The sequence below is a fragment of the Streptomyces sp. NBC_00620 genome, from assembly GCF_026341825.1.
GTDB lineage: Bacteria > Actinomycetota > Actinomycetes > Streptomycetales > Streptomycetaceae > Streptomyces.
Genome location: NZ_JAPENY010000003.1, coordinates 2,239,598 through 2,253,023 on the forward strand (window position 1 = coordinate 2,239,598; position 13,426 = coordinate 2,253,023).

Consider the following 13,426-nt stretch of genomic DNA (forward strand, 5'->3'; position numbering starts at 1 on the left):
CGCCCTCCTCGCCCCGGCAGTGCACCGGGCGCCGCCCCAGGGGACGACTCCGTTGCGCCGCCCGTCCTTGTGCCGGTCATGGTAGCCGCACCCCGCCTGTCGCCACACCCTGTCACCGCGATGTCACTGTGCACGTAGCAGAAACGTAGCGGGAGACCAGAAGGTTCCCCGAATCCCGTACTTCTACACGGCGTCGGCCACAGTCAGTTATGCGAGAACGAGCGGCCGGACGACGGTCCCGACAAGAGAATGTCACTGTTCACGCATCCACTGCTCCATCACCGAGAGCAGATGATCGGGATCGACCGGCTTGGTCACGTAGTCGGAAGCGCCCGACTCGATGGCCTTCTCCCGGTCGCCCTTCATCGCCTTCGCCGTGAGCGCGATGATCGGCAGCCCCGCGAACTGCGGCATCCGGCGAATCGCCGTCGTCGTCGCGTAGCCGTCCATCTCCGGCATCATGATGTCCATCAGCACGACCGTCACATCGTCGTGCTGCTCCAGGACTTCGATGCCCTCGCGCCCGTTCTCCGCGTACAGGACCGAGAGGCCGTGCTGCTCCAGCACACTGGTCAGCGCGAACACGTTGCGGATGTCGTCGTCGACGATCAGCACCTTCTCGCCCTCGAACCGGATCCCGCGGCGCGGCTGCGGCGCCGCGTCCTGCCGGCCCCCTGGCACCCACTGCTCCTGAGCCGCGCCCGAGGAGCCGTCCGGCTGCCTCGTCAGCGCGCTCGGCTGCTCGGCCGTGGACACCGTCCTGCGGCGCCGCCGGAAGAGCGCGGCGGGCCCGTTCTGGGTGTCCTGGTACGACCTCACCTCGGCCGGCGTCTCGATGCCGGCCGAGGCCAGCTCCGCCTCTGAGGCGAGCAACTCCCCGGCCTCCAGCGCCGGCGCGAGCTGCCCATAGCCCTGGGGCGGCAGTTCGCTGGGGTGCAGGGGCAAATACAGCGTGAACGTGGAGCCGCGTCCGGGCTCGCTCTGCGCGTGGATCTCGCCGCCCAACAGCCGCGCGATCTCCCGCGAGATGGAGAGCCCGAGGCCCGTACCGCCGTACTTGCGGCTCGTCGTGCCGTCCGCCTGCTTGAAGGCCTCGAAGATCACCCTCATCTTGCTGGCCGCGATCCCGATGCCGGTGTCCGTCACGGAGAACGCGATCAGGTCGGCGTCCGCGTCCCGCAGCGAACCCGCCTCCAGGAGCTGCTCCCGAATGGCCACCGGAACCTCCGCGCCGGCGGGCCTGATCACCAGCTCGACCGCTCCGGAGTCGGTGAACTTCACCGCGTTGGACAGCAGGTTGCGCAGCACCTGGAGGAGGCGCTGTTCGTCGGTGTGCAGCGTGGCGGGCAGTTCCGGCGACACACGTACGGAGAAGTCGAGGCCCTTCTCTGCCGTCAGCGGACGGAAAGTGGCCTCTACGTAGTCGACGAGTTGGACCAGCGCGATGCGTGTCGGGGACACGTCCATCTTGCCCGCCTCGACCTTCGACAGATCGAGGATGTCGTTGATCAGCTGGAGCAGGTCCGAGCCCGCGCCGTGGATCGTCTCGGCGAACTCCACCTGCTTCGGGGTGAGGTTCGAGTCCGCGTTGTCGGCGAGCAGCTTGGCCAGGATCAGCAGGGAGTTGAGCGGCGTACGCAGCTCGTGCGACATGTTCGCCAGGAACTCGCTCTTGTAGCGCATCGAGACGGCGAGCTGCTCGGCGCGCTCCTCCAGGACCTGCCGGGCTTCCTCGATCTCGGTGTTCTTGACCTCGATGTCGCGGTTCTGCTGGGCGAGCTGCTCGGCCTTCTCCTCCAACTGTGCGTTGGAGTCCTGGAGTGCCTTCTGCCGGCTCTCCAACTCGGCCGACCGCTCCTGGAGCTGCTCGGTCAGCTCCTGCGACTGCTTCAGCAGCACCTCCGTCTTGGTGTTGACGGAGATGGTGTTGACGCTCGTCGCGATCATCTCGGCGATCTGGTTGAGGAAGTCCTTCTGGATCTGCGTGAACGGCGTGAAGGACGCCAGCTCGATGACGCCGAGCACGGTCGCTTCGAAGAGCACCGGAAGGACGATCACCTGCGCCGGCGGCGCCTCACCGAGCCCGGAGGAGATCTTCAGGTAGCCGCTCGGAGCGTTCTCCACGAGGATCGTGCGCTTCTCCTTGGCGGCCGTCCCGATCAGCGCCTCACCGGGCCGGAAGGAGGTCGGCATGGAGCCCATCGAGTAGCCGTACGACCCGAGCATCCGCAGCTCGTACGCGTCCTCGTCCTCGGCCGTCGCGTCCTTGCCGTCGACGAGCGGCATGGAGAGGAAGAACGCACCGTGCTGCGCGGCGACGACAGGCGTCAGCTCGCTCATGATCAGCGAGGCCACGTCGTCGAGGTCGCGGCGGCCCTGCATCAGGGCGGAGATGCGGGCGAGGTTGCCCTTGAGCCAGTCCTGCTCCTTGTTGGCGATGGTGGTGTCGCGCAGGTTGGCGATCATCTTGTTGATGTAGTCCTGCAGCTCCTGCATCTCGCCGGAGGCGTCCACGTCGATCTTCAGGTTCAGGTCGCCGCGGGTCACCGCGGTCGCCACGCGCGCCATGGCACGCACCTGCCGGGTGAGGTTCCCGGCCATCTCGTTCACGGACTCCGTGAGGTCGCGCCAGGTGCCGTCGACGTCACGTACTCGCGCCTGGCCGCCCAGCTGGCCTTCCGTGCCCACCTCGCGGGCGACTCGGGTGACCTCCTCGGCGAAGGAGGACAGCTGGTCGACCATCGTGTTGATGGTGGTCTTGAGCTCCAGCATCTCGCCGCGCGCGTCGATGTCGATCTTCTTGGTCAGATCGCCCTTCGCGATGGCCGTGGTGACCATCGCGATGTTGCGCACCTGGCCGGTGAGGTTCGACGCCATGCCGTTCACGGACTCGGTGAGGTCCTTCCACGTGCCGGCGACCCCCGGTACGTGCGCCTGGCCGCCGAGGATGCCGTCCGTGCCCACCTCGCGGGCCACCTTGGTGACCTGGTCGGCGAACGAACTCAGCGTCTTCACCATCGTGTTGACGGTGTCGGCGAGCTGCGCGACCTCACCGCTCGCCTCGACGGTGACCTTCTTGGTGAGGTCACCGTTGGCCACCGCGGCCGCGACCTGCGAGATGTTCCGCACCTGGTTGGTCAGGTTGTTGGCCATCACGTTGACGTTGTCGCTCAGGTCCTTCCAGATGCCCGTGACACCCGGCACCCGCGCCTGGCCGCCCAGGTTGCCCTCGGTGCCCACCTCGCGGGCCACCAGGGTCACCTGCTCGGCGAAGTTGGACAGCTGGTCGACCATCGTGTTGACGGTGGTGACGAGTTCGAGGATCTCGCCCTTCGCGTCGACGGTGATCTTCTTCGAGAGGTCACCCTTGGCGACCGCCGTCGTGACCTCGGCGATGTTCCGCACCTGAATGGTGAGGTTGTTCGCCATGAAGTTCACCGACTGGGTGAGGTCCTTCCAGGTGCCGGAGACACCCTGCACCTCGGCCTGGCCGCCCAACTGCCCCTCGGTGCCCACCTCGCGGGCCACCCGCGTCACCTGCTCGGCGAAGTTCGAGAGCTGGTCCACCATCGTGTTGAGGGTGTTCTTCAGCTCCAGGATCTCGCCGCGCGCGTCCACGTCGATCTTCTGCGACAGGTCACCGCGGGCCACCGCAGTCGCGACCTGCGCGATGTTCCGCACCTGAGCGGTGAGGTTGCCCGCCATGCCGTTCACGGAGTCCGTCAGGTCACGCCACACACCGGCGACACCGGGCACCTGCGCCTGCCCGCCGAGCCGCCCCTCCGTACCCACGTCACGCGCCACCCGCGTCACCTGGTCCGCGAAGGCGGAGAGCTGGTCGACCATCGTGTTGATGGTGTTCTTCAGCTCCAGGATCTCGCCGCGCGCGTCCACATCGATCTTCTGGGAGAGATCGCCCCGGGCCACAGCGGTCGTGACCTGCGCGATCTGCCGTACCTGCGAAGTCAGGTTCCCCGCCATGAAGTTGACGGAGTCGGTGAGTTCCTTCCACGTACCCGATACGCCGTCCACGCGGGCCTGACCGCCGAGGCGGCCCTCGGTGCCCACGTCCCGGGCCATCCGCGTGACCTGGTCGGCGAACGAGGACAGCTGATCCACCATGGTGTTCACGGTGTTCTTCAGCTGAAGCATCTCGCCGGAGACATCGACGGTGACCTTCTGCGACAGATCGCCGTTGGCGACCGCCGTCGTCACCTGCGCGATGTTGCGGACCTGACCGGTCAGGTTCCGGAAGGCCGTGTTGACCGAGTCCGTCAGGTCCTTCCACGTACCCGCCGCGCCCGGCACCTGCGCCTGGCCGCCCAGTTCACCCTCGACACCGATCTCGCGCGCCACGCGCGTGACCTCGGCACCGAAGGACGACAGCTGGTCGACCATCGTGTTGACGGTGTTCTTCAGCTCCAGCATCTCGCCGGCGACCTCGACGCTGACCTTCTGCGAGAGGTCACCGTTGGCCACGGCCGTCGTCACCGCGGCGATGTCGCGCACCTGAGTGGTCAGGTTCCGGAAGACCGTGTTGACGGAGTCCGTCAGGTCCTTCCAGGTACCCGCCGCACCCGGCACGTTCGCCTGCCCGCCGAGCCGCCCCTCGCCACCGACCTCGTTCGCGACGCGCGTGACCTCGTCGGCGAACGTCCGCAGCGTCTCGGTCATCTGGTTGATGGTCTCGGCGAGCTGCGCCACCTCACCACGCGCGGAAACCGTCACCTTCTGTGACAGATCACCGCTGGCGACCGCTGTCGTGACCTGCGCGATCCCGCGCACCTGGGCCGTCAGATTCCCGGCCATAAGATTCACCGAATCGGTGAGGTCTTTCCACACACCCGCCACACCAGGCACCTTGGCCTGGCCGCCGAGCTCACCCTCCGTACCCACCTCGCGCGCGACTCGCGTCACCTCGGAGGAGAACGAAGAGAGCTGGTCCACCATCGTGTTGACGGTTTCCTTCAGCTCCAGCATCTCGCCGGCCACGTGAACCGTGACCTTCCGGGACAAGTCACCCTTGGCGACCGCCGTCGTCACGAGAGCGATGTCACGCACCTGAGCCGTCAGCCGGTACGCCATGGTGTTGACCGAGTCCGTGAGGTCCTTCCATGAACCGGACATACCGCGCACCCGGGCCTGCCCGCCCAGCTTGCCCTCGGTACCCACCTCGCTGGCCACGCGCGTGACCTCATCGGTGAACGTCGACAGCTGGTCGACCAGGTTGTTGACCGTGCGCCCGACCTTGAGGAACTCACCGCGCAGCGGGTGCCCGTTCCCGTCCGCCGCCTGCGCCCGCAGGTCCATCCGCGGCGACAGATCGCCCTCCGCCACCGCCGACAGCACCCGGCCGACCTCGGAGACGGGCCGTACGAGATCGTCGACGAGCGCGTTCGAGGCGTCGATCGCGGCCGCCCAGGACCCCTCGGAGGCCCCCGCTTCCAGCCGTTCCGTGAGCTTTCCCTCACGCCCGACCATGCGCCGCACCCGCGACAACTCACCCGTCAGATGCAGATTCCGGTCGGCCACCTCGTTGAAAACCGCCGCGATCTCGGACATCACGCCGTCGCCGGAGACCGTGAGCCGCTTGCGGAAGTTTCCGTCCCGCATCGACACCAGGGCTGCCATCAGCCGGTTCAGCGCAGCGGTATCCACCTCGGTGGTGCCGTTGCGCGGTGGGCGCTGGTTGTTCAGGGACCGTCCGCCTTTCGCGCGCGTCTCAGTGCCCCGCGTCGCTGCGCCAGACTCCACTGTGTCCCTCCCACAAGGGTCGACCATTACTGCTTGGCGTACTCGGGTACTACTGCTCGGCGTTCTGGAAGGCACTCACCCTGCCCGGACCTTCTCCTGAAGCTTGCCCAGTGTTTCACCATGCCTGAACCAGGCCATAACAGTTCGGCAGCTTCGCACACCGTCCGCACACCTCAGGGCGGAAACAGTGCGACCGGCATCCGCATGGACGGCGAAGGTAAGTAACCTTGCATGCGGCTGTCCAGCCGCGCCGGTCCCGTCCGGCCTGGGCGGTGGCACGAGCACGAGCGGGCAGGCATCGGAGGGGCGCCGCACCATGACCACCGGACTGCATCCTGGGGGACCGCCCCAGGATCCCCGACCGACGGGGAACCACGTTCTGCCCCGGCAGGAGCGGGTCGGCCACGGAGCCTCGCATGCCGAAAACCGGACAAGGAGTTCTGTGATCACCGCGCGCGCGGCCGCCAGTTTCGATCCCGTGGGGCGATCGGTCGCGACCGCCCGCTCCTTCGTACGTGACACCCTCCAGGGCTGGGGCTTCGCCGACATCGTCGACGACGCCGTGGTCCTCACGAGCGAGCTGGTCACCAATGCCGTAGTACATGCGGGCACCTCCGCTGACGTCTTGTGTCTGCGCAGCGACGACGGCGTGCGCATCGAGGTGGCGGACCGCTACCCGGAACGTGAAATTCCACTCCAGGGAACGGCTGTCAACATGGGCAGCCCGGACAACGAGGGCGGCCGCGGCCTCCAGCTCTGCGCGGCCCTGGCAGGCCGCTGGGGCGTCGAGTACACACCCACGCAGAAGCAGGTCTGGTTCCAGCTGGAACTCCCCGAGCGCGCGGTGGGCACACGCACCGCGGGCCCGGCCCTGCCGGCCGACCTCCTCCCGCTCGCCGACGGCCGGGTACGCGTGGCGGTCGTCCAGATCGACCGGACCGGCGCGATCAACGCGTGGAACGAGGACGCGGAGGATCTCTTCGGCTACACGGCCGAGCTGGTCATCGGCAAGCCGCTCACCGACCTCGCCGCCTGGCCGCACACCCCGGGCACCAGCACCGGCATCGTCGAGGCCCTCCAACTCTCGCGCTGGGAAGGCACGTACGGCGTCCGCGGCGCCAACGGCCGGGTAACTCCCGTCTACGCCTCGCACCTCCGGGTCCGTGACACGGGAGGCGAGCCGTCCACGGTCTGCCTTCTCGTACGGGACCACGAACGCGCCGTCCTCCAGACCCCGTTGCGCGTCTCGGCGACCGACACCACCACCAGCTCCGAGGGCCAGGCCTCCGACCCCTTCGAGGTCTTCATCGGCTCCCCGGCCCCCGACGACCTGGACGGCCTCCTCCAGCGCACCGTGGAGCGCGCCCGCGACATGCTCGACGGCGACTCCGCCTTCCTGCTCCTGGCGACCGACGACGAAACGGAGTTGGAGGTACGAGCGTCCACCGGCCTCCCCTCCGCCCGCCAGCGATTCGCCCGCGTCCCCGTCGAAGCGGGCCCCGGACGGTACGGCTCGGCCCGTATGCCCGCCGTACACGAGGACTTGACGGTCGTCCCCGGCGCCGTGCCCCTCCTGAGCGGCACCGGCATGCGCTCGGTCGTCACGGTCCCGCTGAAGGTCGAGGGCCGCCTCACCGGCTCACTCGGCGTCGCCGCCGAGGGACAGGGCAGATACTCCAACGAGGAGGCCCTGCGCCTCCAGTTCGCCGCCGACCGCATCGCGCTCGCGGTGGAATCCGCCCGCCTGGGCGAGCTGGAACGCCTGCGACGCGGCTCACTCTCCTTCCTCGTAGAGGCCTCCGACCTGCTCGCCGGCACCCTGGACCGCGACCAGACACTGGCCCTGATGGCCCAGATGACGGTCCCGACCCTGGCCACCTGGTGCGCCGTCTACACGATCGCCGACCAGGCCTCCGAGCCGTATCTCTCGTACGTCCTGCACGAGGACGAGGAACGCATCGACGGTCTCAAGGCGTTGCTGTCGAAGATCGCCCCGCCGGACCCGGTCCCCACCCCGGGCGCCCGAGTCTGGTCGGCACCCGGCGAGGCGGCCCACGAGGCAGCGCTGCGCACCTCCATGCGCAGCCTCGGCGAACGCGCGTCGCTCAGCTCGGGCATCGGCACAACTCTCGCCACAGCCGCGGCAGTCGGCGGCGAAACGGTCGTACTCCCCCTGGTGGCCCGCAACCGCGTCATCGGCATGCTGACCCTCGGCAAGCCCTCCGACGAGCACTTCCGCCAGGAAATCCTGGAACTCGCCGAGGACTTGAGCCGCAGGGCCGCCCTGGCCCTCGACAACGCCCGCCTGTACTCGGAGCGCACGGCCATCAGCCAGTCCCTCCAGCGCAGCCTCCTGCCCCCGGAACTCCCCCACATCGAGGGCGTCGAGGTCGAGGTCATCTACCGAGCGGCCGGCGAGGGCAATGAGGTCGGCGGCGACTTCTACGACCTCTTCCCGATCCGCGACGGCGCGTACGGCTTCGCCATCGGCGACGTCTGCGGTACGGGCCCGGAGGCAGCGGCGGTCACCGGCCTGGCCCGGCACGCTCTCAGGCTGCTCGCCCGCGAGGGCTTCACCGGCCCGGCCGTCCTGGAGCGCCTGAACTCCGCGATCCTCGACGAGGGAGCCCGCAGCCGCTTCCTCACGCTCCTGTACGGCGAGTTGTGGCCCCAGGAGGACGGCTCGGCGCTCCTGAAGGTGGTCTGCGCCGGCCACCCGCTCCCGCTCCGCCTGCGCCAGGACGGCACAGTCGAGCCGGCTGCCGAACCGCAGCCACTGCTGGGCGTCATGGACGATTTGGAGCTCTACGAACAGACCATCACGCTCGACCCCGGCGACGTGCTCCTCTGCGTCACGGACGGCGTCACGGAACGCCGCGAGGGCACCCGCATGCTCGGCGACGACGGCCTCATCGACGTCCTCACCACCTGCACAGGCCTCACAGCCGGCGCGGTGGCCGCCCGCATCATGCGCGCGGTCGAACGCTTCGCCTCCGACGCCCCGTCCGACGACATGGCGATTCTGGCGATGCGCGTTCCGGGCCTCCAGAAGGACTGAGAAACGCTTCGGGATACGACAAAGGCCCCCGCCCGTAAGGGCGGAGGCCCTTTATCTCTCGAGCCCCCCAACGGAATCGAACCGTTGACCTTCTCCTTACCATGGAGACGCTCTACCGACTGAGCTAGGGGGGCCAGTCGCCTTTTCGAGGTTTCCCTCGCGGCAACGAGATAGATCATACCCCGAACGGAAGCGTGTTCCCAACCCGTCCCGTACGCCCGTCCCGTTGGGTCAGAGCGCGGGCTGCACCAGTCCGCCGAGCGCATTGCACGCGGAGACGATCCGCTGCATCTCCCGCTTGGTCAACGCCGCGTCCACGGGCAGCACGAGTGTCTCGTCCGCGGCCCGCTCGGTCTCCGGAAGGTACACGTCCCGACGGAACCCGGCCATACGGTGCACAGGCGTCTTCACCGGCACCCGGCACTCAACTCCCCTGGCGCGCACGGCCCGTGCGAAGGCGTCGCGGTCCGGCCGCCCATTGCCCGGCACCCGCACGACGTACTGCTGGTACGTGTGCCCGTCGCCCCCGTCCGGCGTCCTCACCCCGCGCAGTCGCGCATCGAGATACGCGGCCCGCGCCCTACGCTGCGCGATCTCGTCGTACGGCGCCTCGGACTCGCCCTGCTCCAGCACCAGAAGCCCGTGCCGCTGTCCGATCTCCCGCAGCCGCATCATGTCCGCAGACCGCCCGAAGCGGTGTACGACGACGATGGCCGCCGTCCGCGGAGTCACGACGGCTTCGACCGCGTCGGCGTCCAGGCAGTACGTCATCGGGTCGATGTCGGCGAACGCGACGGCTGCACCGGCCTCGGCGGCGGCCTCGGCGACCTCGACGTTCCCGAAGGCCGGCACGATGACCTCGTCACCGGCTCCTACGCCCGCGGCCCTGAGCATTGCGGCAGTACCCATGTAGTGGATGTTGGTCGCGCAACGTGAATTTCAAGTAACGCAAAACAAAAAAGAGCTGGTCCCTGAACCGAAGTTCAGGGACCAGCTCTCTAAAGATAGTTCGGCGGCGTCCTACTCTCCCACAGGGTCCCCCCTGCAGTACCATCGGCGCTGTGAGGCTTAGCTTCCGGGTTCGGAATGTAACCGGGCGTTTCCCTCACGCTATGACCACCGAAACACGGTGAAACTTGTCAACCGGAGCCGTGGCATGGCTACGACGGTTGTTCGTGGTTTCAGAACCAACACAGTGGACGCGAGCAACTGAGGACAAGCCCTCGGCCTATTAGTACCAGTCAGCTTCGCCCATTACTGGGCTTCCACATCTGGCCTATCAACCCAGTCGTCTACTGGGAGCCTTAACCCCTCAAGGGGGTGGGAATACTCATCTCGAAGCAGGCTTCCCGCTTAGATGCTTTCAGCGGTTATCCCTCCCGAACGTAGCCAACCAGCCATGCCCTTGGCAGGACAACTGGCACACCAGAGGTTCGTCCGTCCCGGTCCTCTCGTACTAGGGACAGCCCTTCTCAATATTCCTGCGCGCGCAGCGGATAGGGACCGAACTGTCTCACGACGTTCTAAACCCAGCTCGCGTACCGCTTTAATGGGCGAACAGCCCAACCCTTGGGACCGACTCCAGCCCCAGGATGCGACGAGCCGACATCGAGGTGCCAAACCATCCCGTCGATATGGACTCTTGGGGAAGATCAGCCTGTTATCCCCGGGGTACCTTTTATCCGTTGAGCGACGGCGCTTCCACAAGCCACCGCCGGATCACTAGTCCCGACTTTCGTCCCTGCTCGACCCGTCGGTCTCACAGTCAAGCTCCCTTGTGCACTTACACTCAACACCTGATTACCAACCAGGCTGAGGGAACCTTTGGGCGCCTCCGTTACTCTTTAGGAGGCAACCGCCCCAGTTAAACTACCCATCAGACACTGTCCCTGATCCGGATCACGGACCCAGGTTAGACATCCAGCACGACCAGACTGGTATTTCAACGACGACTCCACCTGAGCTGGCGCTCAAGCTTCACAGTCTCCCAGCTATCCTACACAAGCCGAACCGAACACCAATATCAAACTATAGTAAAGGTCCCGGGGTCTTTCCGTCCTGCTGCGCGAAACGAGCATCTTTACTCGTAGTGCAATTTCACCGGGCCTATGGTTGAGACAGTCGAGAAGTCGTTACGCCATTCGTGCAGGTCGGAACTTACCCGACAAGGAATTTCGCTACCTTAGGATGGTTATAGTTACCACCGCCGTTTACTGGCGCTTAAGTTCTCAGCTTCGCCACCCCGAAGAGTGACTAACCGGTCCCCTTAACGTTCCAGCACCGGGCAGGCGTCAGTCCGTATACATCGCCTTACGGCTTCGCACGGACCTGTGTTTTTAGTAAACAGTCGCTTCTCGCTGGTCTCTGCGGCCACCCCCAGCTCAAGCAGCAAGTGCTATCACCGGTGATGGCCCCCCTTCTCCCGAAGTTACGGGGGCATTTTGCCGAGTTCCTTAACCATAGTTCACCCGAACGCCTCGGTATTCTCTACCTGACCACCTGAGTCGGTTTAGGGTACGGGCCGCCATGAAACTCGCTAGAGGCTTTTCTCGACAGCATAGGATCATCCACTTCACCACAATCGGCTCGGCATCAGGTCTCAGGCTATGTGCTGTCCGGATTTACCTGGACAACGCCCTACACCCTTACCCCGGGACAACCACCGCCCGGGATGGACTACCTTCCTGCGTCACCCCATCACTCACCTACTGCAGGTCTGGTCCGTCGGCTCCACCACTCCCCTTTGCCCGAAGGCTCCGGGGCGGCTTCACGGACTTAGCATCGCCTGGTTCAATGTTTGACGCTTCACAGCGGGTACCGGAATATCAACCGGTTATCCATCGACTACGCCTGTCGGCCTCGCCTTAGGTCCCGACTTACCCTGGGCAGATCAGCTTGACCCAGGAACCCTTAGTCAATCGGCGCACACGTTTCTCACGTGTGTATCGCTACTCATGCCTGCATTCTCACTCGTGAACCGTCCACCACTAGCTTCCGCTGCGGCTTCACCCGGCACACGACGCTCCCCTACCCATCCCAGCCCCCGTTGGGGGTATGTGCTGGAATGACACGACTTCGGCGGTACGCTTGAGCCCCGCTACATTGTCGGCGCGGAATCACTAGACCAGTGAGCTATTACGCACTCTTTCAAGGGTGGCTGCTTCTAAGCCAACCTCCTGGTTGTCTGTGCGACTCCACATCCTTTCCCACTTAGCGTACGCTTAGGGGCCTTAGTCGATGCTCTGGGCTGTTTCCCTCTCGACCATGGAGCTTATCCCCCACAGTCTCACTGCCGTGCTCTCACTTACCGGCATTCGGAGTTTGGCTAAGGTCAGTAACCCGGTAGGGCCCATCGCCTATCCAGTGCTCTACCTCCGGCAAGAAACACACGACGCTGCACCTAAATGCATTTCGGGGAGAACCAGCTATCACGGAGTTTGATTGGCCTTTCACCCCTAACCACAGGTCATCCCCCAGGTTTTCAACCCTGGTGGGTTCGGTCCTCCACGACCTCTTACAGCCGCTTCAACCTGCCCATGGCTAGATCACTCCGCTTCGGGTCTTGAGCGCGCTACTAAATCGCCCTATTCGGACTCGCTTTCGCTACGGCTTCCCCACACGGGTTAACCTCGCAACACACCGCAAACTCGCAGGCTCATTCTTCAAAAGGCACGCAGTCACGAGAGTGCATGCAAGCATGCACTCCGACGCTCCCACGGCTTGTAGGCACACGGTTTCAGGTACTATTTCACTCCGCTCCCGCGGTACTTTTCACCATTCCCTCACGGTACTATCCGCTATCGGTCACCAGGGAATATTTAGGCTTAGCGGGTGGTCCCGCCAGATTCACACGGGATTTCTCGGGCCCCGTGCTACTTGGGTGTTTCTCAAACGAGCCGTTGACGTTTCGACTACGGGGGTCTTACCCTCTACGCCGGACCTTTCGCATGTCCTTCGCCTACATCAACGGTTTCTGACTCGTCTCACGATCGGCAGACCGTGAAAGAGAAATCCCACAACCCCATATACGCAACCCCTGCCGGGTCTCACACGCATATGGTTTAGCCTCATCCAGTTTCGCTCGCCACTACTCCCGGAATCACGGTTGTTTTCTCTTCCTGCGGGTACTGAGATGTTTCACTTCCCCGCGTTCCCTCCACATACCCTATGTGTTCAGGTATGGGTGACAGCCCATGACGACTGCCGGGTTTCCCCATTCGGAAACCCCCGGATCAAAGCCTGGTTGACGGCTCCCCGGGGACTATCGTGGCCTCCCACGTCCTTCATCGGTTCCTGGTGCCAAGGCATCCACCGTGCGCCCTTAAAAACTTGGCCACAGATGCTCGCGTCCACTGTGCAGTTCTCAAACAACGACCAACCACCCGTCACAACCCGCCGAAGCAGATTTTCACCGGGGCCGGCACTGAAGATCCAGACTCAAAGTCCGTACCCTCAGACACCCAACAGCGTGCCCGGCACCCTCGCCACTCATGATCAGCTTTCCACGCTCCCTTGCGAGAGCAGTACTTGCAGCCCGAGATGACTGAGAGTGCCGAATAATCAACGTTCCACCCATGAGCAACCAGCACCGGACGTACGCCGATGTACTGGCCC

At 65.3% G+C, this 13,426-nt stretch carries 3 protein-coding genes, 1 tRNA gene and 2 rRNA genes; 1 reads left to right on the forward strand and 5 read right to left on the reverse strand.

The genetic code is table 11. The features are described 5' to 3' along the window. Positions 1-252: 252 nt before the first annotated feature. Complete coding sequence (locus OG246_RS40975) at positions 253-5,754, reverse strand: HAMP domain-containing protein (protein ID WP_266474416.1); 5,502 nt, start codon at positions 5,752-5,754, stop codon at positions 253-255. A 316-nt stretch (positions 5,755-6,070) separates the two neighbouring features. Between OG246_RS40975 and OG246_RS40980 the strand changes: the two genes are divergently transcribed. Further along, positions 6,071-8,812: a SpoIIE family protein phosphatase gene (locus OG246_RS40980; protein ID WP_266474418.1), complete on the forward strand. Its 2,742-nt coding sequence runs from the start codon at positions 6,071-6,073 to the stop codon at positions 8,810-8,812. Positions 8,813-8,873: 61 nt separating this feature from the next. Here OG246_RS40980 and OG246_RS40985 read toward each other — a convergent pair. The 4 genes from OG246_RS40985 to OG246_RS41000 form a co-directional block, all read right to left on the reverse strand. Next, positions 8,874-8,946, reverse strand: a tRNA-Thr gene (locus OG246_RS40985). Positions 8,947-9,043: 97 nt separating this feature from the next. Further along, positions 9,044-9,706, reverse strand: a complete 663-nt coding sequence (locus OG246_RS40990; protein ID WP_266475058.1) for a DegT/DnrJ/EryC1/StrS family aminotransferase — start codon at positions 9,704-9,706, stop codon at positions 9,044-9,046. 113 nt (positions 9,707-9,819) lie between these two features. Beyond that, a 5S ribosomal RNA gene (gene rrf, locus OG246_RS40995) occupies positions 9,820-9,936 on the reverse strand. Positions 9,937-10,023: 87 nt separating this feature from the next. Next, positions 10,024-13,147 (reverse strand): 23S ribosomal RNA (locus tag OG246_RS41000). Between the last annotated feature and the right edge of the window lie 279 nt (positions 13,148-13,426).

Coding starts and splice junctions, on each gene's coding strand:
- OG246_RS40980 (WP_266474418.1), top strand. CDS start 6,071: ATGACCACCGGACTGCATCCTGGGGGACCGCCCCAGGATCCCCGACCG.
- OG246_RS40990 (WP_266475058.1), bottom strand. CDS start 9,706: ATGCTCAGGGCCGCGGGCGTAGGAGCCGGTGACGAGGTCATCGTGCCG.